General features: G+C 34.0%; 18 protein-coding genes and 1 riboswitch. Of the genes, 9 read left to right on the top strand and 9 right to left on the bottom strand.

Going from position 1 to position 23,156, the window contains the following annotated elements:
• Positions 1 to 106 precede the first annotated feature (106 nt).
• Positions 107 to 1,261 carry a C40 family peptidase gene (locus tag ACSBO6_RS19080; RefSeq protein WP_498843858.1) on the bottom strand — a complete coding sequence of 385 codons (1,155 nt, stop codon included), beginning with the start codon at positions 1,259 to 1,261 and terminating at the stop codon, positions 107 to 109.
• A gap of 421 nt (positions 1,262 to 1,682) precedes the next feature.
• Between ACSBO6_RS19080 and ACSBO6_RS19085 the strand changes: the two genes are divergently transcribed.
• On the top strand, positions 1,683 to 3,602 hold the full coding sequence (locus ACSBO6_RS19085; protein ID WP_498843859.1) for a heavy metal translocating P-type ATPase: 1,920 nt from the start codon (positions 1,683 to 1,685) through the stop codon (positions 3,600 to 3,602).
• Positions 3,603 to 3,908: 306 nt separating this feature from the next.
• On the opposite strand, the gene ACSBO6_RS19090 is transcribed toward ACSBO6_RS19085, so the two are convergent.
• The 3 genes from ACSBO6_RS19090 to ACSBO6_RS19100 are packed head-to-tail and all read right to left on the bottom strand — an operon-like array spanning position 3,909 to position 5,852.
• Positions 3,909 to 4,790 (bottom strand): YihY/virulence factor BrkB family protein, encoded by an 882-nt coding sequence (locus ACSBO6_RS19090; protein WP_286138246.1) that lies wholly within the window; start codon positions 4,788 to 4,790, stop codon positions 3,909 to 3,911.
• 17 nt (positions 4,791 to 4,807) lie between these two features.
• On the bottom strand, positions 4,808 to 5,362 hold the full coding sequence (locus ACSBO6_RS19095; protein ID WP_098844630.1) for a hypothetical protein: 555 nt from the start codon (positions 5,360 to 5,362) through the stop codon (positions 4,808 to 4,810).
• Positions 5,363 to 5,375: 13 nt separating this feature from the next.
• Positions 5,376 to 5,852, bottom strand: a complete 477-nt coding sequence (locus ACSBO6_RS19100; protein WP_098844627.1) for a low molecular weight protein-tyrosine-phosphatase — start codon at positions 5,850 to 5,852, stop codon at positions 5,376 to 5,378.
• A gap of 345 nt (positions 5,853 to 6,197) precedes the next feature.
• A riboswitch (TPP riboswitch) is annotated at positions 6,198 to 6,303 on the top strand.
• Positions 6,304 to 6,526: 223 nt separating this feature from the next.
• Between ACSBO6_RS19100 and thiT the strand changes: the two genes are divergently transcribed.
• Positions 6,527 to 7,108 carry an energy-coupled thiamine transporter ThiT gene (gene thiT / locus ACSBO6_RS19105; RefSeq protein ID WP_098844624.1) on the top strand — a complete coding sequence of 194 codons (582 nt, stop codon included), beginning with the start codon at positions 6,527 to 6,529 and terminating at the stop codon, positions 7,106 to 7,108.
• A gap of 106 nt (positions 7,109 to 7,214) precedes the next feature.
• On the opposite strand, the gene ACSBO6_RS19110 is transcribed toward thiT, so the two are convergent.
• Together ACSBO6_RS19110 and ACSBO6_RS19115 are read right to left on the bottom strand one after the other, a co-directional pair.
• Entirely contained in the window at positions 7,215 to 9,287 is a 2,073-nt protein-coding gene (locus ACSBO6_RS19110) for a WxL domain-containing protein (protein WP_498843860.1), read from the bottom strand.
• A 31-nt stretch (positions 9,288 to 9,318) separates the two neighbouring features.
• The gene (locus ACSBO6_RS19115) at positions 9,319 to 10,320 is read right to left on the bottom strand and encodes a WxLIP family cell surface protein (protein WP_498843861.1); all 1,002 of its coding nucleotides are present in this window, start codon (positions 10,318 to 10,320) and stop codon (positions 9,319 to 9,321) included.
• Between the two features lie 453 nt (positions 10,321 to 10,773).
• Here ACSBO6_RS19115 and ACSBO6_RS19120 point away from each other — a divergent pair, with 453 nt between their 5' ends.
• The 7 genes from ACSBO6_RS19120 to opp4A all read left to right on the top strand — a co-directional run bounded on the left by ACSBO6_RS19120 (position 10,774) and on the right by opp4A (position 18,621).
• The gene (locus tag ACSBO6_RS19120; RefSeq protein ID WP_180232811.1) at positions 10,774 to 10,929 is read left to right on the top strand and encodes a hypothetical protein; all 156 of its coding nucleotides are present in this window, start codon (positions 10,774 to 10,776) and stop codon (positions 10,927 to 10,929) included.
• 1,054 nt (positions 10,930 to 11,983) lie between these two features.
• Complete coding sequence (locus ACSBO6_RS19125; RefSeq protein WP_498844687.1) at positions 11,984 to 12,421, top strand: Dps family protein; 438 nt, start codon at positions 11,984 to 11,986, stop codon at positions 12,419 to 12,421.
• 563 nt (positions 12,422 to 12,984) lie between these two features.
• Positions 12,985 to 14,010, top strand: a complete 1,026-nt coding sequence (locus ACSBO6_RS19130) for an ABC transporter ATP-binding protein (RefSeq protein WP_498843862.1) — start codon at positions 12,985 to 12,987, stop codon at positions 14,008 to 14,010.
• Positions 13,991 to 14,917 (top strand): ABC transporter ATP-binding protein, encoded by a 927-nt coding sequence (locus ACSBO6_RS19135; RefSeq protein WP_098844617.1) that lies wholly within the window; start codon positions 13,991 to 13,993, stop codon positions 14,915 to 14,917. Before ACSBO6_RS19130 ends, ACSBO6_RS19135 begins: the two co-directional genes overlap by 20 nt.
• 15 nt (positions 14,918 to 14,932) lie before the next feature.
• Positions 14,933 to 15,898, top strand: coding sequence for an oligopeptide ABC transporter permease (gene opp4B, locus ACSBO6_RS19140; RefSeq protein WP_098844614.1), 966 nt, complete (start codon positions 14,933 to 14,935; stop codon positions 15,896 to 15,898).
• A gap of 14 nt (positions 15,899 to 15,912) precedes the next feature.
• A complete protein-coding gene (locus ACSBO6_RS19145; protein WP_098844611.1) occupies positions 15,913 to 16,818 on the top strand; it encodes an ABC transporter permease in 906 nt (301 codons plus the stop codon).
• Between the two features lie 24 nt (positions 16,819 to 16,842).
• Positions 16,843 to 18,621 carry an oligopeptide ABC transporter substrate-binding protein gene (gene opp4A / locus ACSBO6_RS19150; protein ID WP_498843863.1) on the top strand — a complete coding sequence of 593 codons (1,779 nt, stop codon included), beginning with the start codon at positions 16,843 to 16,845 and terminating at the stop codon, positions 18,619 to 18,621.
• 334 nt (positions 18,622 to 18,955) lie between these two features.
• Here the strand turns inward: opp4A and ACSBO6_RS19155 are convergent, their stop codons facing one another.
• From ACSBO6_RS19155 to ACSBO6_RS19165, 3 genes are all read right to left on the bottom strand, one after another.
• Positions 18,956 to 20,362: an amino acid permease gene (locus ACSBO6_RS19155; protein ID WP_098844606.1), complete on the bottom strand. Its 1,407-nt coding sequence runs from the start codon at positions 20,360 to 20,362 to the stop codon at positions 18,956 to 18,958.
• 266 nt (positions 20,363 to 20,628) lie between these two features.
• Positions 20,629 to 21,915, bottom strand: a complete 1,287-nt coding sequence (locus ACSBO6_RS19160) for a Glu/Leu/Phe/Val family dehydrogenase (protein WP_498843864.1) — start codon at positions 21,913 to 21,915, stop codon at positions 20,629 to 20,631.
• A 14-nt stretch (positions 21,916 to 21,929) separates the two neighbouring features.
• Positions 21,930 to 23,141: an ornithine--oxo-acid transaminase gene (locus ACSBO6_RS19165; RefSeq protein ID WP_098847034.1), complete on the bottom strand. Its 1,212-nt coding sequence runs from the start codon at positions 23,139 to 23,141 to the stop codon at positions 21,930 to 21,932.
• Between the last annotated feature and the right edge of the window lie 15 nt (positions 23,142 to 23,156).

Here is a 23,156-nt window from a genome sequence, read left to right on the forward strand (position 1 = left end):
TTTCTCTCTATAGAATACAGTTTATTCTATCATCTATAGGACATTCCTACTATCGGTTTGATTCAAATAAAGTGCCTAAAGTTAAAGACAATGCCTTAGAGTCTTTTTATGATATGATTCGCTTATATCCTAAAAAGTGCTTTTTCCAATATGATTCATTTATATTCGAAATCGTAACGCCTCTACTACTACTAGCCTGAATAAATTCATTTTCATTTAACATGATTCCTATGTGAGATGGTCCATATGTGTATGTATTTTGAAAAAATATCAAATCACCGGGCTGTGAAGTTGTTACTTTTTGGAATAAAGTATTATTATGCCAATAACCTGATACATTCGTTCTTCCATATGGCTTACCATTTTCTTTCAGGACATAATAAATAAAGCCACTACAATCAAACCCCGAAGGAGAAACTCCTGCCCACTTATAAGGAACTCCTAAAAATCGTTTTGCAAATGAAAGCATATCTTGCTCATTACTAGAGGAACTATTTGATTGAACTTTTTCTTTTTCAGTATATCCAGCACTTATATAAGCAGTTTTTCCTTGATAGACAAACTTGTGCCAACCATTTGAAGTTGAAATAACATCTACCTTCTGATTTTTTGTCGCACTACCTATTATATTGTAATTCGTTCCCGCACCTGAGCGAATATTTACTACGGTCCCAGTTACAGTATATTTACTCGTATTGTATACTGGTTTTTCATCTTCAATTTTCTTTTGTTTCTGAACATAAGTGCCACTTATATAGCCAACTCTTCCTTGATAATTAACTTTGTACCAACCATTTAAGGAAGATAGAACATCTAATTTATCGTTCTTATATACACTTCCTAAAATACGATAATTCGTTCCTGCTCCAGATCGAATTCTTACCCCATTCCCTGTTGAAATGTAATGAGAGGTATTGCTTTTTATTTTTTCATTTTCAACATAACTATTTTGTTTCTTTACGTAAGTACCAACGATATATCCAATTCTTCCCTTATAATTAACCTTATACCAACCATTTTCAGAAGATATAACATCTAATTTTTCGTTCTTATATACACTTCCTAAAATCGGATTATCCGTTCCTGCCCCTGAACGAATACGTACTCCGTTCCCACTTGAAATATAGTTGTCTGCGGATGGCATCAATACTTTAGGTTGATTTGTGTTTGTACTTTCTGCATCTGCTTCTAATAGATCAATAGAATTAATGCATGATACAGATCCTATGATTGCAATTGATTGTATTAATTTTTTTTTCAAAATCACTACCAGCCTTTTATTTTATTTATTTGATATACTTTGTGCTCACTGTATAAATATCGGTTGGTAGCTTAAAATTCTTTAATGAATGTCAAAAATTTTAAAATTTTGGTCCTGTCTCCCCCCCACTAACCATCATTTTCACAACTCAAACACATTCATTAAAATTTTTTTAATTAACAAGCAAATTTTTTCATCACATTTAAAGTAATGTGGTAATATATATTTAATAAGAATTATTTTAAATAAGAAACTCTACAACTAAGAGATTAAATAAATAGAGATTAAATAAATAGTGATTAAATAAATAGTAAGTATTATAATCTGTACGCTGCTGTCCAAGGACGGCAGCTTTCGTGTTTTATAAGGATAGTGAATTTGATTATTTTTCTCAATTGAAAATAAGAAAGGGGTATTTATTATGGAAGCAAGTCCAAAGGTTACTACGATTCATGCTACATATGAAGCTGACCATGTGGAATCTACATCATTTCTTTCAAAACATGGAGAATTAATTGCCGCTTTAGTTTCGGGTGTATTAATTCTAATTGCTTCATTCGTTAAAAACGATAGTTCAATCATGTCGATTATTTTATATGTTTTAGCATTTTGTATTGGGGGATATGCAAAGGCAAAGGAAGGTATTGAAGATACGATTGCAGAAAAAGAACTAAATGTTGAAATGCTGATGATTATTGCGGCAGTTGGTTCGGCTGCAATTGGATATTGGACTGAAGGTGCGGTACTGATTTTCATATTTGCTTTAAGTGGTGCACTTGAAACTTATACGTTAAATAAAACAAATAAAGAGATCTCTTCACTTTTATCTCTTCAGCCACAAACTGCCATTCGATTGGTCGATGATGTTGAAGAAGTTGTTGGCATTAAAAGTTTAAATATTGGGGATTATATTTTAATTAAAGCTGGAGAGCGAATTCCTGCTGACGGTCAAATCGTTAAAGGTGAAACATTAGTAGATGAAGCTGCTCTTACAGGTGAATCAATTCCAGTTGTTAAAAACTTAAATGATGAAGTATTTGCTGGAACAATCAACATTAAAGGAACACTAGTAGTTGAAATTACGAAACATAGTGATGAGACTCTTTTCCAAAAAATCATTAATCTTGTTCAAACAGCTCAAAGTGAACAAACTCCTTCTCAGCAATTTATTGAAAAATTTGAAGGCGTTTATGTTAAAGGCGTTTTAATTGCCGTATTATTGATGATGTTTTTACCGCATTTTGCATTAGATTGGTCTTGGACAACAACATTTTATCGAGCAATGATTTTACTAGTTGTTGCATCACCTTGTGCATTAGTCGCATCGATTACACCAGCTGTTTTATCTGCTATCTCAAATGGAGCAAAGTCAGGAATTCTTGTTAAAGGTGGTATTCATTTAGAACGATTAGGCGTATTAAAAGCAATCGCATTCGATAAAACTGGTACTTTAACAATTGGTAAGCCAGAGGTAACTGGTTTTGAAAAAGTAGAAGATTTTGATCGTACAGCGTTATTATCGATCGTTGCTTCAATTGAAAAATACTCAACTCATCCGCTAGCTGCAGCGATTGTTGAGTACGCAACGAAACAAGGAATCACAGTATCTTCGTCATTTGAACAAATTGATGATCATCCTGGTTTCGGTGTATCAGCGATTTTAAATGGTACTGAGTACAGAGTAGGTAAAAAAGAATTCGTAACGATGAAACAAAATCCGCTCATTCATTTTGAACAACAATGGGAACAAGAAGGAAAAACAATAGTTTATGTAGGTACTCAAGATCAAGTCGTTGCGATTTTCTCATTAAAAGATTTAGTTCGTAACGAATCAAAGCAAGCCTTATCAACTTTAAATAAATTAGGTGTTCAAACGGTCATGATTACAGGTGACTCAGAACAAACGGCAAAAGCAATTGCTGCCGAAAGTGAAATCAATGAATACTTTGCATCATGCTTACCGGATGAAAAAGTTTCGATTGTTAAAAAGTTAAAAGACAACTATGGTCAAGTTGCAATGGTTGGTGATGGTATAAACGATGCCCCTGCTCTAGCAACTGCAAATGTAGGTATTGCAATGGGTGGCGGAACTGGAGTTGCTTTAGAAACGGCAGATGTCGTTTTAATGAAAAACGACTTAACGAAAATTTCAAAAGCAATCACTTTATCTAAACGCATGAACAAAATCGTAAAACAAAATATTATCTTTTCACTTAGCATAATTGCATTTCTGATCTGTTCAAATTTCCTACAAATCATTGATTTACCTTATGGTGTTATCGGTCACGAAGGAAGTACAATTTTAGTTATTCTTAACTCATTAAGATTATTAAGAGATTAAAAAAAAAGCATCGTACAAAATTGTACGATGCTTTCTTTTTTAAACTAACTAATAATGAGCTTTTTAGCAGGAAAAGCAATTATTCTAGTCAGTCTAAACTTAATGATAATCATTATGACCGTTTGCCGAACCACTAGTTTTGTTCTTTGGATGAGAGCTGCTTTTTTGTTTCTTATTCGATTTATCATTATGATTTTTCTTATTATTACTCATTTCAAATTTCCTCCCTTTTTGAAGTCTATTTTAGTTTACCTCTCTAAAATAAGACTACTCATGGAAGAAAACTCCATTATACAATAGAAGAAATTATTTTGGATTTGGATTATTTGGGTCAATTAATTTTGGTTTAGGTTTGTGCTTACCATATTGTCTTTGCTTTATTAATGCATTAAGCTCCCCACCAATAATCACAACCATTGCCGAAATAAAAAACCAAATCATCAAGATAATAATTCCACCTAAACTACCATAATGAATTGTGTAATTACCAAAATTATCTACGTAAAAAGCAAATCCAAATGAAGAAATAATCCATCCAAATGTTGCAAATAGAGAACCAAAGAATACTTTTTTAATGTGAACTACTTTACTCGGTCCAATTGAATATAAAACAGTAAATACAACCATTAAGATCACAAAGCTTAGTGACCAACGAATGATGCTCCAAGTGGCCAAGAAATCATTAGATATGTCTAAAAATTCAAATACAGACTTCGCAATTACTTTACCAAACACTGGTATTAACAATGCAAACACGATCACAAAAATCATAATAATGGTTAAAAGGATTGAAACACCTCTTGCAACAAAGTAATTTCGTTTATCCTCAACATCATACGCATCATTAAGCGCTCGGATAATTGCATTAATCCCATTGGATGCAGCCCAAATCGTCGCGATTAACCCGACTGATAAAACGCCACCATGTGATTGTCCGATTATTAACTGTAAATTACTTCGAATAATCGCCATTGCATCTGGCGGAGCATATTGACTCAAAAATGACAATATTTGCTCAGTAGATAGCGGTAAATAAGTTACGACTTGCGTTAAAACAAGTAGAAATGGAAAAAGAGATAGCATCAAGTAATATGCTAGCTCCGCTGAACGAGATACTATTTCGTCTTCCATACATTTTTTCACTAAATCCCAAACAAATGCTACAATAGAATTCTTTTTCTTAATCAAATTGACACCTTCAATTGTTATTCTTTAGATGTATTACCTGCCAATAAAATTGATTCTACTTTCTCTTGTACTTCATCTGCATTTTCTTCAGTTAATTCTTCAATACCTTCAAGAGTAGCTTCTAACTGCTCGTCAGTTTCAGAAGTTTCATGTTGAGAAGTTTCATTTTCATGATTTACTTCTAATGAAGTCGCTGAAATTTGCGATTTACCCTCTTCTAGGTCAATTGAATCTTCAATTTTCTCTTCTACTGCTTCAACTGCTTTTTCTGTTACTTTAGAAGAGCCTTTATCAAACTTGTTTAGTGTTGAATCTTTAATTTCGATCCATTTATCTTTTACAATTTGTACATTGCCTTCTAATTTCTCAACTGAGTTTTGTACTACTCTCAACTGATTTCGAACAGCACCTTTTACGATTTCTGGATCTTCTTTAATTTGATTTAATTTGTTTGTTACGCTTCTTCCTTTACGTGAGATTTTCTCACGATTTTCTTTGTTAAGTAGAGTAACCCCTGCACCAATTGCGACTCCGACTAGAATATTGCGTAAAGCTTTGTTACGTTTTGACATTCTACATCCTCCTCTAAACTGTTAATTGGTGTTGCTTTAAAATATGCTGAAGTAAATGAGTGCATCCTTCTGTAATGATCTCATATACTTCATTAAAATTACCCGTATAATATGGATCAGGCACTTCCTTCCACATTGATGCTGGAACATAATCTGAAAGTAGTGAAATCTCTCCTATACAATTATTTCTTGCTAAATTCATTAAATCCTCTTTATTCTGTGCATCCATAGCGACAATATAACTAAAATATTTAAAGTCATTTTCTGTCACTTTTCGAGCTTTCATACCTTCGAAGTTTATACCTTTTTCACTTAATAAACCTTGTGTTCCCTTATGCGGAGGATGGCCAATATGCCAATCTCCAGTACCAGCTGAGTCTATCATAAATTGTTTATCTAACCCTTTTTCTGTCACTAAATGACGAAAAACAGCCTCAGCCATTGGCGATCGACAAATGTTACCTAAACAGACAAATAATACTTGAATCATCTCAATGTCTCCTTCAAATTATTTACACTTTATGCCAAAATTTAGCTGTTTCTTTTGTATTATTCTACACGGTATATTTTAAAATGAAAAGCAAGCCATTGTGAATAATTTATGGCTAGTATAAATAAGATAAGAGTTATCATGCTTATTTTTTACAGAATAGCTATGATTACACTCATTTTTTTAAAATAATTTCATTGATTATCTAAAAAAAACTTTGTAAGGTATGAACCGATACTTTCACAAATTCCATTAAATTTGATCAACATTTTTAATTTTTACAGATAAATTAATTGTATTTTTAAATGACCTTGACTATATTTAGTAAAGACAACTAAATGTAAGTTAAACCACAAGGGGAGCCATTTGGCTGAGAGTGAATAGATTAAGCTATTCTTACCCTCTGAACCTGTTAGTTAGTACTAACGTAGGGATGTGGCACGATGAAAAGCAATGCCGGGATCATCATGCTACCCAGTATTGCTTTTTTTATTTATTCCTACTAAAATCTCCCTAAATTTGAAATGTGGAAGTGGCACGCCTCATACCTCGATTCCACAAAGGGCAAGGCGCACGAACTAGGCATGACAAATGTATGCGACTAGTCGCTAACTTCATTATTTTCAAAGTGTTTCACTACATAGGTTGTCCACTAGATAAAGGGGGAAATAGAGATGAAGACATCAAAGATTCAATTAATGGCGGAAATAGCAATGTGTGCAGCACTAGCAATCGTTTTTGATTTCTTACCATTGTTTACTGCACCTCAAGGTGGCTCTGTATCATTATCAATGATTCCAGTTTTTCTAATTGCTTTTCGTTGGGGATTTAAAGAAGGATTAATTACTGGTCTATTATTAGCAGCACTACAAATCGTTACAAAGCTATATTTCGTTCATCCAATTCAAGTATTTTTAGACTATATTGTCGCATTTACAAGTCTCGGATTAGCTGGTCTTGTTTATAAACAAATAAAAAATAGCTTAACAAATGGCAATAAAAAAAGAGCAGCAGCCTATATAATTTTAGGAACTTTTATCGGCTCACTTGCTCGATTCATCTGCCACTTTATTGCTGGGATCGTTTTCTACGGTTCATACGCACCAAAAGGTACACCAGTTTCACTTTATTCATTAGTATATAATGCTTGGTACATGGTTCCTTCATTTATTATTAGTGCAGTTCTATTAATCATTTTACTTTCTTCTGCGCCAGTTCTTGTTCATGTTAAAAAGAACCGTAATCAAGCAGCATAAGTATAGAAACCTTTACAAATAAATTAAAAAGGAACAGAATCCCCCATCAATTATTCAGCTTGATAGGGGGTTAACTTTTCCTTTTACTTCAAATTATTTCATGATTTTAAAGTGGTGTATCTGCTAAAGTCCACGTTAAAGTCGTCTTATATTTAGCTCCTACTTCTTTATAGGCCCCTCCTGGCACGAAAAGAGTAACATTTGATGAATTCAGACCATATGAAATCGTCCATGTTCCGAATCCCTTTCCCTCATCTGCAAAAGCTACATCCTGTGCACCTCCACCTGGAACCAATGTTACTGTTTTGGCTACTGGTTTATACTGCTCGTCAGTCGTTGAGTTTAAAATAGGATCAGTTAATTTTAATACGGCACCAGATAGCTCATTATTTCCACTCTTAAATTGTTCATTTTGTTGTACGGATAATTTCCACCCTGTTTTTGCTCTTCGGTGGTCTGTTACTTGAATGAAATTTGGTACTTGAATGACTGAACCATCGGAAGTTTGTTTTACTTGATCTAATTGAGCAGTATAAACTTCATTACTACCTGAAATTTCATGTTCACCAAAGTTAAAATTTGAGACATAATCAATACTTAATGAACTCTTTGTTCCTGGTTCATGAGGATTATTTGGATCAGTTGGGTTTACTGGCTCGACTGGATTTGTTGGGTTTGTTGGATCAACTGGATTTTTTGTTTCTGCTGTTACGGTAGCAAATGTTTCTGTACTAGTATTCCCTGCAATATCGGTTGCAGTTGCCCTCACTACATCTCCCTCATACAACGTCCGTGGCGGTATAGATACCGAATACGAACCATCTGTTTCAGTGATTGTCGTTAGAATTGATTGATCTGGTAAAATGATCCTTACTGTACTACTTGCCTCTGCTGTTCCCGTTATACTTGTACTTATATCTGTAATGGAATTAATAACTGGCGGTAAAATCGTTTTGTCTACTGTAAAGTGTCGAATTGTTTGATTACCTGCTAGATCCGTGATGACTAATGTATGTTCACCATCATCAGGATTGATCGTACCAGAAGTAATGGTAGTCCCATTTAATTTTGCTGTATCAATACCGCTTAGCGCATCACTAAATGTAATATTTGTTGCTGTATTACTATTATATAATTGCCCGTTTGCATAGTTAGTAATAGGAGGTTCTTTATCAATTTTGACAGTAATTTTAGCTCCAGGATCAGTTTCCGGATTACTTTGGTTTCCAGAATCATCTTTTACTCTAATTTGAATATTTGTCGTACCTTGGGTTGAAACTGTATAATCAACGCCTGTTGAGGTTGCATTACTTAATCCATCTTTATTCCATGTAGCACCATTATTTGTAGAAACCTCGTACGATGTCGGATCAACCCCATAATCATCAGTTGCTGTGAAGTGAATTGTCGTGTTTTTATTGGTCCATGATGTACCACCTGTGTAATCTTCTGGTATGGTAATAATAGCATCCGTTATTTTTGGTGCTTGAGCATCGATCAATGTGACTGAAACAGGAAAAACCTGAAAGATTTGATATCCACTACCATCAATAGCTTCATGTCCACCGTCTTCAAAAAGAATTCTAAAATTTACTGTTGTTCCAATAGCGGTGAAAGTATACGTTATATTCTCAGGATCTGTGTAGTCTTTCCATTCATTTACTGGCGAAGGAAGAGTATCACTTAATAACCAGCTATACCTAGGTTTGGTATACTTATGTTCAATAAGGTTAAAAGAAAACTTTAAGGTATAAGTTTGCCCTGGAATTGTATTAATCGTTTGCTTCATACCTACAAACTCTTGAGAATCTACAGTGTTGAAAACTTTTAATAAAATCCCTCCAATACCTGAAATAGGTCTAACATAACTTTGTGGATCAACTTCACCAAACACCTTATACCAACCTCCACTTTGCCCTTCAAAATTAGGGCTATAAGGACCTAGTTCTTGGCCTCTATTTAAATACGACACAAATGTCCAATTTGGAAAAGTAGTTGTTTGACTATCAAAATTAAATGTAGAGTTTTGAAATAAGTTTGGAAAGGTTGCTGCTTCTGTAGTAGTAGGTTTAAGTAATCCCTTAACTCCAAGTTCATTCGGCTTTGTCACACTCATTATGATGACAAAAATAGAAGCTAAAACAATTGCTTTAAAAAGACGTTTTCTTTTTTTCACCATTTTGTTTCCCCATTTCAAAATTAATTTTTCTTTACTGTTTCTCTATATTCTTTAAACGTCTAATTAAGATAAACGTAAAAATGACTAGTAAAAGGAATAAAATACCGCCGATTACGTACCACATTTTACTATCCTTGTTCAGATCTAAAGTATTTAGTTCTTCTGCTGAATTGCTCTTAACGGTATATATTCTTGTCCATTTCCATGATTGCTCACCATCTGAGACGTTTATTTCTATACGGTAATTACCAGGCTCAATCGCTTGGTCATCCCAATCTATTGCATAATCAAAATTTGAATTCGGTGCCATTCTTAGATTTTCTTTCATTGTTTCATGAAGGATTTTTTCACCATGTTCTGTATATACTTTCGCATCTACGCTCAAATTTTTTAACATAGCTGGCTTTATATTTTGTAAATTTGCTGTCACTACATTTCGTGCATTGATTTGTGCTGGTTTCACTTCATTTAATTTCAAATCTGGCTTGACTACTTTATCGGTTTCTCTTAATAAAACACCAATAACATACGCATATTTATTTTTTATTTGAACGCTTCCATCTTCTTTTTTTGCTTTTCCTTCGTCTTCTTTCTCACTAAAATGAAGTCCACCTAATATAACACCATCGAATTGCTGATTCGGCATCTCAATCGTAATCTCTATTGTTGACTCACTTTTTGCTGGAATTTTTGTCTCTTTTTTTACTTTAGCAATCGTAGCGAAAGGTATTTCTAACGTATCGTCTACTTTTGAATTTGAAACACTGTAATCCGTAATTCCATTACTATTTGTAGTCGCTGAATTAGCTTTTGTCTGAACAACTATATTTTTATTCGTATCATTTTTAATTTGAACATTTAAGATTTGTTTTTGTCCTGGTTTCATTCTCAAATCAAAATAAGTTTTGCTCTGATCAATTTGATTAGTTGGCATAACAGGCGATACTGCAAAATTCATTTCAGCTGCACTTGCATGAAAGTTATTAATATTTATTAGAAAGAAAATAATAATCATTTTTTTTAGTACATTCATAGATAGCTCCTTTTTTGATCTTGACTAAAAAAATTCATGCAAATTAGATTACTTTTGTTTAGTATCTTTATTCGATTTATTTGCAATACACAAATAGTTTAACTATTTGCCTACTATATTTGAAACCCCCATCAAATTCTCACAGTTAAATATGTGAAAAATGTAACATGACACTATTCGATCGTTCAACGACTATTTTTACCTAAGTCAACGGTAATGAGTTTGAGTTTTAACTATTTTTTTGTTTCGTGTTCTAATCCAGATTTTAGGTGTAACTGTTACGAATGCTGTTATCGCTATCTTTTAGTTCATTCAATCACCAAATAATAAAAATATTTTATTCACACTTTAAATATGCATTTAATTTTTGAACACTTTGTGAATTTTGGTTATCTGTCCTTTTCTTCATTCATATATATAATTACAGAAAAATTTTAAAAGGGGGTTTTATCATTGGTCTATGATGTACTCATCTTTTTCTTTTTTGTCATTATTCTTCTTGGTATGACTGGTTCATTATTTTTGTTATTGAAAAGAGCTTTAAATAAGGATGATGCACTTAGAATAGATCCGAAACTTTCTCTGCCTAAAGAAAATGAGCATTCATAGAATACCCCCCCATCCTAGTGATGGGGGTATTCTTTTACTGTTGAAATAAAGCATTGTCAATATTGAACAACAGAAGTTTAAGTTTATATTTGAGCGAAAATTTGAATGATACTTCCTCATAACAGGTTCATGAGGAAGGAAACCACCGAAAATTTGAATGATACTTCCTTATAACAGGTTCATGGGGAAGGAAACCGCCGAAAATTTGAAAGATACTTCCTCATAACAGGTTCATGAGGAAGGAAACCTCCCAAAATTTGAAAGATACTTCCTTATGACAGGTTCATGGGGAAGGAAACCACTGAAAATTTGAATGATACTTCCTCATAACAGGTTCACGGGGAAGGAAACCACTGAAAAATAGAAAGATACTTCCTTATAACAGGTTCATGAGGAAGGAAACCACTGAAAATTTGAAAGATACTTCCTCATAGCAGGTTCATGAGGAAGAAAACCGCCGAAAATTTGAAAGTTCCTTCCTCATAACAGGTTCATGAGGAAGGAAACCACTGAAAATTTGAAAGATACTTCCTCATAACAGCTTCATGGGGAAGGAAACCACTGAAAATTTGAAAGATACTTCCTCATAGCAGGTTCATGAGGAAGGAAACCGCCGAAAATTTGAAAGATACTTCCTCATAACAGGTTCTTGAGGAAGGAAACCAGCAAAGATTAGAAAGTTCTTTACTCATAGAAGGCTTTAGTGGAAATCAGCCAAAAATTGGCGTTGACAAGCTCATTTTTCAACACTCTGCCCCATCTTAGAGATGGGGTTATTCATTTTAAGGAAGGCATTTTCATTTCATCTTTCCGTTAACTTACAAACTTTTCTTGGGTAAGAAAGAATCATTTTTTAATCCTCCCACTCAAATAAAATGTAGTTTTTTTATTTCAATATAATGCTATTGACAATTTAACGTTAATTTTACTAATTGTTGTCTGAGCTATCAAATATTACCATGACTATTTTTACTGAATATCAGTTAAGATGGTTTATATGGTTTTTTAATCTTTTACATCATTTAGAGGAGGGATTTTAATGGATACATCGTCCATCTCAAAAACGACTGTTGATGTGCTAAACAAACAAATAGCAGATTGGAATATTCTATTTGTAAAGTTACATAACTATCATTGGTATGTAAAAGGTCCAAATTTTTTCACTCTACACACTAAATTTGAGGAATTTTACAATGAAGCGAGTTTACATATTGACGAGCTAGCAGAGCGAGTGTTAATAATTGGTGGAAAACCACTAGCTACAATGAGAGAGTATCTTGATACTTCAAGTCTTAAAGAAGCCAATAAAAATATTACTTCTGATGAAATGGTACAGGACATTGCTAAGGACTTTAACTATTTAATTGAAGAATTAAAAGATGGTATGGAAATTGCAGAGTTTGAAAATGATTCAGTTACACATGATTTACTATTAGGCATTCGTGAACAGCTTACAAAGCATGTTTGGATGTTAACAGCTTACTTAAATTGAATTTAAACTTAAGCTTAAATTAAGAAAAGCAGTGTAAAATAAAAGGATTAATGATCCTTCTATGTTTACACTGCTTTTTTCATTTCTCTTTATCTATAAATGAGGATTAGTAGAATTATACTTATTTTTTTTAATCTATTTCTTAATTTTCAATGTGAAAAACAGGCAATTTGAACTAGGAATTTCAAACTACAAATTGCTCATCCAAATAATATTTTCCACAAAATTATTCCATTTTCCGACAAAAACCCCTATTTTTCTCCTTCGTTTTCAAACACATTTCATAATCAACTTCAACTATCGTTTTGAAAACGTTTTCATTTTGTATTTTTCTTACTCTCCCTTATTTTATTTACTCTATCAACCTTTTCACCGAAACACGATCACATTTTTTTCCTATTAATTTACTAGTTAATCGGAATTCCGAATGAATTATAGTCATAAAGGACTAGATATTACAGTAAATGTTTTCATATTGAAACATTCGCGTAATAATATTATACTTATGAAAATTCAAAATATATAAATAATTCTGCGCATAAAATCTCGAAAGGAGACACGAAATGTCAAAACCTCTTTTGGAAATCGAACATTTAACGACATCGTTTCGTATAAACAACCAATATTACCCTGCTGTGGATGATGTATCACTGACTGTCCATGAAAATGAAGTTCTTGCAATTGTGGGTGAATCGGGTTGCGGTAAAAGTGCATTAGCCCTATCGATTTTAGGACTACATTCAAATAATCGTACAAAAATGAATGGATCGATCTCTTACAAAGGTACAAATTTATTAACGCTAAATGATAGTAAGTTAAATAAAATTAGAGGGAAGGAAATCGGAATGATTTTCCAAGAACCTCTGACTGCTTTAAATCCATTAATGACGATTGGTAAGCAAATTGAAGAAAATTTAGATTTCCATACTGATCTTTCACGGACACAAAAAAAAGAGCGTGCACTAGAGCTACTAGATCAAGTTGGAATTCCAAAGCCAGAGGTTACTTATAAACAGTACCCGCACGAATTATCTGGTGGTATGAGACAACGTGCTATGATTTCAATTGCCATTGCATGTAACCCTTCGTTTATTATTGCAGACGAGCCAACTACTGCTTTAGATGTAACGATCCAGGCTCAAATATTAGATTTATTAAAAGAAATTCAAAAGAAAACGAAGCTAGGCATCATTTTAATTACGCATGACCTAAGTGTTGTTGCTGAAGTAGCGGACCGTGTTGCTGTTATGTATGCTGGACAAATCATTGAGACTGGTTCAGTTGAAGAAATACTAAATAATCCATTACACCCATATACGCGCTCACTATTAAACTCTATTCCTACTACTCATTCAAAAAATCAACGACTTCATATTATTGAAGGTACAGTGCCACCTTTAGACAAACTACCTAGAAGTGGCTGCCGATTCAGTCACCGTATTCCATGGATTCAAAATTATGCTCATGAAAATCAACCTATCTTGCACGAAGTTAAACCAAATCATTATGTACGTTGTTCTTGTTATAAGCATTTCCATTTCAAGAACGAGAAAGGAGCACCGATTGTAAATGTCTCTATTAAAGGTTGATAACTTAAAAGTACATTATCCGATTCGTGGTGGTATTTTCCGAACAGTCGTAGATCATGTTCGAGCTGTTGATGGAATTTCATTTGAACTAAAAGAAGGCGAAACATATGGTTTAATTGGCGAATCTGGTAGCGGAAAATCTACTGCAGGTAAGGCTATTCTTCAATTAACACATGCTACTAATGGGAGTATTAAGTTTTTAGACAATGACTTAATCAAACTAAATAAAAAGCAATTGCGAGCATTTCGACAAGAGATTCAAATGATCTTTCAAGACCCATACTCTTCTTTAAATCCTAAAAAGCGTATTATTGATTTAATTGCAGAACCGCTAAGAAACTTTGAAAATTTAACTGCTGAAGAAGAGCGTGAAAGAGTACTTTACTACCTTGATAAAGTTGGTTTATCTAAAGAGTCACTATATAAGTATCCACATGAATTTTCTGGTGGGCAACGTCAACGAATTGGGATTGCTAGAGCTTTAACTTTACAACCTAAGTTAATTGTTGCAGATGAGCCTGTTTCTGCTTTGGATGTTTCAGTACAAGCTCAAGTACTTAATTTCTTGCAAGATTTACAAGAAGAATTCAAACTAACTTATTTATTTATCGGTCATGACTTAGGTGTTATTCGCCATTTATGTGATCGAATTGGTGTTATGTATAGAGGAAGACTTGTTGAGGAAGGCACTACTGAAGATATCTTAAACAACCCACAACATATCTACACGAAACGATTAATTGCGGCAATACCAGATATTCGTCCAGAAGTTCGTGAAGAAAAAATTAAAGAAAGACAAGCAGTTAGACAGGAATATCAACAAAATGCTTCTTCTTACTTTGATGCAAATGGTCGACCATTTGATTTAAAACCAATCTCAGATACTCATCGAGTAGCATTACCTTAGAAAGGAGTAACGAATATGTTAAAATTTGTCATTCGCCGTATACTCATCATGATTCCTCAGCTACTGATCTTGAGTATACTAATCTTTGCACTAGCCAAAGCAATGCCAGGTGATGCACTAACTGGTCGATCGATCAACCCAAAGGCTAATCCACAAGAGATTGAAAAAATTCGTGAAGAAATGGGTTTAAATGATCCGGCATATGTTCAGTATTATCATTGGATTAAAAATGTTGCAAAAGGAGATTTTGGTGTTTCCTATACACATAAAATCAATGTAGTAGATGTAATTGGTGATCGTATTGGAAATACTGTATTACTTGCCCTATGCGTTTTTCTTGTGACTTATTTACTGGCAATCCCACTTGGTATTATTAGTGGACGCTATAATGACACGTGGGCGGATAAGCTCATAACCGGATACAATTATTTAGGTTTTGCTACCCCTTTATTTATTTTTGGTATTGTCATGTTGTTTGTTTTTGGATTTTATTTTGATCTTTTTCCTACGGGTGGTAGCGTAGACCCTCAAGTTGCTGACGGAACGTTTGCTTATTATGTAAGTAAATTAGATCATCTTGTTTTACCAACTTTATCAGGTGCACTTATTTCAACTGTTGGGATTTCTCAATATTTACGTAGTGAAATTATTGATACAAAATTAAAAGATTTTGTAAGAACAGCTAGGTCAAAAGGTGTTCCTGAAGCAAAAGTTTATTCTCGACATATTTTACGAAATTCATTTTTACCAATCGCTGCATTTTTAGGTTATGAGATTACTGGTTTAATAGCTGGTTCTGTATTTTTAGAATCTATTTTCGGCTATCCAGGAATTGGGCAGCTGTTCGTCAAATCCGTTATGTTACGTGATTTTACTGTTGTAAATGCGCTTGTTTTAATGACATGTCTTGCAACACTATTTGGGACATTAATCTCAGATATTATTCTAAGCATCGTAGATCCACGTATACGGATTGAATAGGGTAGGTGAAATTTATGGAATTAAAAATCGAAAATCAAACTCATATTACAGAGCAACGAAAAAGTCCATCTGGATTTAGTGTCATTTGGGCAGAATTTAGACGAGATAAGTTAGCTTTAAGTTCTCTTATCGTGCTTGGCCTAATATTAATAAGTGTGTATGGTACTTCGCTTATTTTAGACCAAGACCAAATCGTTAAAGTCGACTTTCTATCAATCTATCAGCCCCCTTCCTCAACCCATTGGTTAGGTACTGACTATGGGGGACGCGATATATTTGGACAACTCATTATTGGTACTAGAAATTCTTTTACGATTGGACTTTTTATCACCATTATTACAAATCTACTGGGCCTAACATTAGGTTTAATAGCTGGTTATTTTGGTGGCTGGGTTGACAGTGTCGTAATGCGTATTATTGACTTTTTCTTATCCTTACCAACATTAATGTTAATTATTGTATTCGTAACTGTTGTTCCTAAGTTCTCAATTATAAATTTTGTCCTTATTATGAGTCTTTTCTTATGGACAGGTAAAGCAAGATTAATTCGTTCAAAAGTTTTATCAGAGAGCGAATTAGACTATGTGGCAGCAGCTAAAGCAATTGGTACGCCGAATTGGAAAATCATTATCTCACACGTATTACCAAATGTAAGCTCATTAATTATCGTTGCATTCACTTTAAACCTAGCAGGAAATATTGGAATTGAATCTGGTCTTACCTTCCTTGGATTTGGTTTACCAGAAAGTACACCGAGTTTAGGAACACTAGTTAGTTATGCAACAAATCCTGATGTTTTACAAAATAAGCTGTGGATCTGGTTACCTGCATCGTGCATGATTTTGGTGCTCATGCTGAGTATAAATTTCATCGGTGAAGCGCTAAAGCGTGCAGCTGATGCTAGACAAAGAAGAGGATAATAAAAAATTAAGGAGAGTGGAAATATGAAAAATGCAAAAAGTTTTACAAAAGTATTAAGCGCAATGGCAGTATCTATGATGATCCTTTCAGCATGTAAAGGTGGCGACACAAAGACTGCTACTACACCTAAGAAAGTTGATCAAGCTGCTTTCCCTATCAAAGTAACAAATAACAAAAAATCGATCTCAGGTGGCGTTTTAAAATACGGTTTAGTTTCTGATACACCATTTGAAGGAATTTTAAATACAGTTTTCTATGAAGGCGATCCAGATTCTCAAGTACTCCAATTCTTTGATGAGGCACTTCTTTCTACAGATGAAAACTATATTTATGACCAAGATGGTGCTGCTACATACAAATTGAGCGATGACAAAAAGACAATTACGTTAACAATTCGTGATAATGTAAAATGGCATAATGGTGATCCTGTTACAGCATCAGATTTAGAGTATTCGTACCTTGTAATTGGAAATCCAAAATACACTGGTGTACGCTATGATTCACAAATGTCTATGATTGAAGGTATGGAAGAATACCATAACGGTAAAGCAAAGAATATTTCTGGTGTTAAAGTAATTGATGATCATAACATTTCAATTACGTTTAAAGAAGCAAATCCATCAGTATTGACTGGATTATGGACATACCCACTACCTAAAAAATATTTAGGGAATGTTCCAATCGAAAAATTAGTATCATCTGACCAAATTCGTAAAGCTCCAATCGGCTTTGGACCATTTAAAATTAAAAAGATCACTCCAGGTGAAGCTGTAGAGTTTGAAGCGAATAAAGATTATTGGAACGGTGCTCCTAAACTTGACGGTGTACTTTTAAAAGTTGTTAATCCAACTATTGCTACATCTTCTCTAGCAAACGGAGATATCGATGTCGCTTCTGTATCAGCTGACCAATATGAACAAGCTAAAAAATTGAAAAATATCTCATTAGTCGGTAAAACAGAATTAGCTTACTCTTATATCGGATTTAAATTAGGTCATTACGATGCGAAAAATGGTGTAAACGTAATGGATAATCCAAAATTCCAAGATAAGCGTGTACGTCAAGCAATGGCTTTTGCCCTTGATAACAAAGCAGTTGGGGAAAAATTATACAAAGGATTACGAGTGCCAGCAACATCTGTCATTCCACCATCATTCCCTAAATACTTTGATAAAGCATTAAAAGGATATTCACATGATCCTGAAAAAGCGAAAAAATTACTAGACGAAGCTGGTTACAAAGATGTAACTGGAGATGGTTTACGTGAAGATCCAAACGGAAAACCATTTAAAATTAACTTCGCTTCTATGAGTGGTGGCGATATCGCTGAACCATTAGCTCAATTCTACTTACAATCATGGAAAGAAGTTGGCTTAGATGTTCAATTATTAGATGGACGTTTACATGAATTCAACTCATTCTACGATATGGTAGAAAAAGATAATCCAAAAATCGATATTTTCGCAGCAGCTTGGGGAACAGGTTCTGACCCAGACCCATCTGGAATTTGGGCGAAAAATGCTCCATTCAACTACGTTCGTTGGGTAAATGAAGATAATGATAAATTATTAAAAGAAGGTATTTCAGCAAAAGCGTTTGATGAAAAATACCGCCAAGAAGTATACGATAAATGGCAAGAGCTTGTAAATGAAGAAGTGCCAGTGATCCCTACTCTATTCCGCTTCGGTTTAGATGGTGTTAATAAGCGCGTTAAAGGCTATGATTTAACAGCTGGTCAAGGCTTCCAAGGTCACTTACAAGATATCTCTGTAACAAGTGCAGAGTCTGAAAAAAATAAATAAGCAGTAAAAATGTAACTGTCACTCAAGTCAATGTACTTTTGGGACAGTTCTTTTTTTGTTATACTCCTACCTTTTAATTCTATAAATCATAATAGTGAAAATGTGGATAAGTAGCCTTCCCTTATTGAATGAATGAAAGGTTATTAACATCAAAACAGTGGATAAGTTGTCTCTCTCCACTTCAAAACCAATAAAAACTAACCAATATATATACATTGTTAATAAAAATTGTGAACTTTGTTAATAAAGTAGAATTAAACAACTACAAAAAAACTCGCTAGTAGTAAATTACTAGCGAGTCCAACAAATTTTTTAGCAAATCTTAAAACGAATATTAACTTACTTTTTTCTTCTCTTCTTGCTCGTGTTTTTCAATTTTATGCTTAGCTGAGAAGTGATAATAAATTAAACATGCAATCATAAATGGCACACCACAGTACAATGCAATGCGTTGATCTGGGATAAATGCAAGACTAATGATTACAGCTACATTTAAAACTAGAGCAATGATTGGAACGATTGGATATAGAGGCGTTTTAAATTTTAAATCCTCTACTTTTCCACCTTCTTGGATATATTTCTTTCTACCTAAAAGGTTTGATAGTGCAATGCTTGCCCAAATAAATACTGCTCCAAATCCTGCAATTGATAATAACCATAAGTAAACTGTATCTTCTGCGTAAATACCACTTAATAGTGATAAACATCCAAAGAACATACTAAAAGTTAACGCGTTTAATGGTACACCTTTTTTCGTTAATTTACCTAACTTCGCACTAACCATTCCCTTTTGAGCCATTGAGTACATCATACGTGAAGTAGCATATAAACCTGAGTTAGCAACTGATAAAACCGCTGTAATAATAACAAAGTTCATAATATCGGCTGCGTATGGAATACCGATGTTATCAAATACTACTACGAACGGACTATCTACTAAACCAGCTTTCTCCCAAGGGAATAAGCCTGCTAAAACAAACATTGATAAAATATAGAATACTAGAATTCGAAATACAGTGTTGTTAATCGCTTTTGGTACAGCTTTTGCTGGATCTTCACTTTCACCAGCTGCAATCCCTACTAACTCACTTCCTTGGAAAGAGAAGTTAACTGCAACCATTGTGACGATAATCGCTAAAAAGCCATTTGGAAATAGTCCACCGTGGTCTGTAAAGTTAGTCAGCATTGGAGCTTTTGACCCTTCTACTGGTACAATACCAAACATGACTGCTCCACCTAAAATAATAAATAAAACAATTGTTACTACTTTTATACTTGCAAACCAAAACTCAACTTCAGCAAAAGATTTCGTTGATAAAGCATTTACTGCGAACAATAGAACCCCAAATACTACACACCAGATCCAAGTTGATACATCTGGAAACCATCTCTTCATTAACATACTAACTGTAATTAACTCTAAACCAATTGTTACCGACCAGTTTAACCACGACATCCATCCAACTACGTAGCCTGACGCCGGAGAAATATATTTAGTTGCATAAGTTTGATATGAACCAGCATCTGGTAAACTAACTGCTAATTCTCCTAAACATAACATTGTTAAATACATTACGATTCCACCTACTAAGTAGGCTAATATTGCTCCACCCGGACCAGCTTCACTAATTGTATAGCCTGATCCCATAAACAAGCCTGTCCCAATAATTCCCCCAAGAGCAATCATAAACAAGTGTCTACTTTTCAGCTCTTTTTTTAACCCCTGTTCTTGTTGTTTCATGAAAGTCCCTCCTCTAGATGCAAATTGTGCGTATAAGTAAAAATATTCTGACATAATAGAATTCAAGTTTACTTATTTCCTTAATGAACACTAAAACGCTCTAAATCAACTTACCTTAAGACTAAATTTTCAGATAATATCTGTAAGCGGATACAAACTTATTGTACCGAAATAATATCTTAATTATAAAAATAGAGTTTATTATCTGTCAATACAAGATAAGTGCTCCAGATGGAATTTCCACCTGGAGCAAATCTATTAGTCTATTAAACCCATCCACGGAAACGAGATGCTTCCGCCATTTTACGAATACCAACCATATATGCCGCTAATCTCATATTTACTTTGCGATTAACTGAAGTTTGGTAAACACTATCAAATGAACGTACCATTTTTTCACGAAGTTTTTGAGCAACTTCTTCATCAGACCAGTAATAACCTTGGTTATTTTGAACCCACTCAAAATATGAAACAGAAACTCCACCAGCACTTGCTAATACGTCTGGAACTAGTAAAATTCCACGCTCTGTTAATATTTTAGTAGCTTCTAAAGTAGTAGGACCATTTGCAGCTTCAACTACGATTGATGCATTAATGTTATGAGCATTTTCAATTGTAATTTGGTTTGAAATTGCAGCTGGAACTAAAATATCACAAGGTTTTTCAAGTAATTCTTTATTCGAAATGACATCAGTAAATAAGTTAGTTACTGTTCCGAAGCTATCTCTTTTTTCTAGTAAGCTATGAATATCTAAACCGTCTGGATCGTATAATGCGCCAAGTGCGTCAGAAATACCAACTACTTTTGCACCTGCTTCAACCATGAACTTCGCTAAGAAGCTACCCGCATTTCCAAATCCTTGAACAATGACACTAGCACCCTTTAAATCGATTCCCTTACGTTTAGCAGCCTCTTCGATACAAATTGTAACACCTTGAGCTGTAGCTGTTTCACGTCCTTCTGATCCACCTAATACAAGTGGTTTACCAGTAATAAATCCAGGAGAATCAAATTCTTGAATTCTACTATATTCATCCATCATCCAAGCCATAATTTGTGGGTTAGTGTATACGTCTGGAGCAGGAATATCTTTTGTTGGTCCAACGATTTGGCTAATCGCACGAACATATCCTCTACTTAAACGCTCTAACTCAAAAATTGACATTTTTCTTGGATCACAAATGATACCGCCTTTTCCCCCACCGTATGGTAAATCAACGATACCGCATTTTAAGCTCATCCACATTGATAAAGCTTTTACTTCGTCTTCGTTAACTTCAGGATGGAAACGAATTCCACCCTTTGTTGGACCTACAGAATCATTATGTTGAGAACGATAGCCAGTGAAAATTTTCACTGAGCCATCATCCATTCGTACCGGTATTTGAACTGTTAAAAATCGTAATGGTTCTTTTAATAACTCATAAAGTTCTTTTGAATAACCAAGTTTATGAAGTGCTTCAGAGATTACTTCTTGAGTAGACTCAATTAATTCTCTGCCTTCTTCTTTGATTTTGTTTTGTACTTCATTTTGTGGGATTGTAGTTGTCATTTTTATCGCTCCATTTATACAGTTGCTTTATATTGGCTAAATACTTCGTTAATTTGTTGAATTGACCAGTCTAAATCTTCTTTTGAGATAATTAATGGTGGTGCAAAACGAATGACTGTATCATGTGTTTCTTTACATAATAAACCTTGTTTCTTTAATGCTTCACAATAAACACGTGCTGGTACATGAAGTTCAACACCAATAAATAATCCACGTCCTCTTACTTCTTTAATATGAGGATGATCGATTTCTTTTAATTTTTCCATAAAGTAATTTCCAAGCTCATTTGAACGTTCAGCTAATTTCTCTTCTTCAAGAACTTCTAAAGCAGCTACAGAAACTGCACAAGCTAATGGATTTCCACCAAATGTAGATCCGTGAGAACCTGGCTCAAATACGCCTAAGATTGAACGATTTGCAGCAACACATGAAATTGGGAATACTCCGCCCCCAAGTGCTTTACCTAAAATGTACATGTCAGGAGTTACGCCATCCCAATCACACGCAAAAGTTTTACCAGTTCTACATAAACCTGTTTGAATTTCATCTGCAATAAATAATACGTTTTCTTTTTTACAAACTTCAGCTACTTCAGTTAAGAATCCTTCTTTTGGAATATTAATTCCAGCTTCACCTTGAATTGGTTCGATTAGGAATGCAGCAGTATTAGGTGTAATTGCAGCTTTTAATGCTTCAATATCGCCATATGGAATTAATTTAATTCCTGGTAAGAATGGTCCAAATCCACGTTGATAGTCTTTTTCTGATGATAAAGAAACTGCAGCCATCGTACGTCCGTGGAAGTTTCCAACACAAGCAATAATTTCTGCTTGGTTTTCTTCTACACCCTTCACATCATAAGCCCATCTTCTAGCAGCTTTAATCGCTGTCTCAACAGCTTCAGCCCCAGTGTTCATAGGTAAAATCATATCTTTATTCGTAACTTTTGCTACTTTTTCATACCATTCACCCATGTTTTCACTATAGAAAGCACGAGAAGTTAATGTAACTTTGTCAGCTTGATCTTTTAAAGCTTGGATAATTTTCGGATGACGATGCCCTTGGTTTACAGAAGAATATGCACTTAACATATCTAAATATCTGTTACCTTCTGGGTCTGTAACCCAAATCCCTTCAGCATGAGAAATTACTACTGGAAGCGGATGATAGTTATTTGCGCCATATTGATTTGTTTGGTCAATGATTTTTTGAGAATTAGTTGTCATTTGAGTTCCCCCAAT

Origin of the sequence: Bacillus sp. AL-1R, assembly GCF_052180195.1 — a bacterium.
GTDB lineage: Bacteria > Bacillota > Bacilli > Bacillales > Bacillaceae_G > Gottfriedia.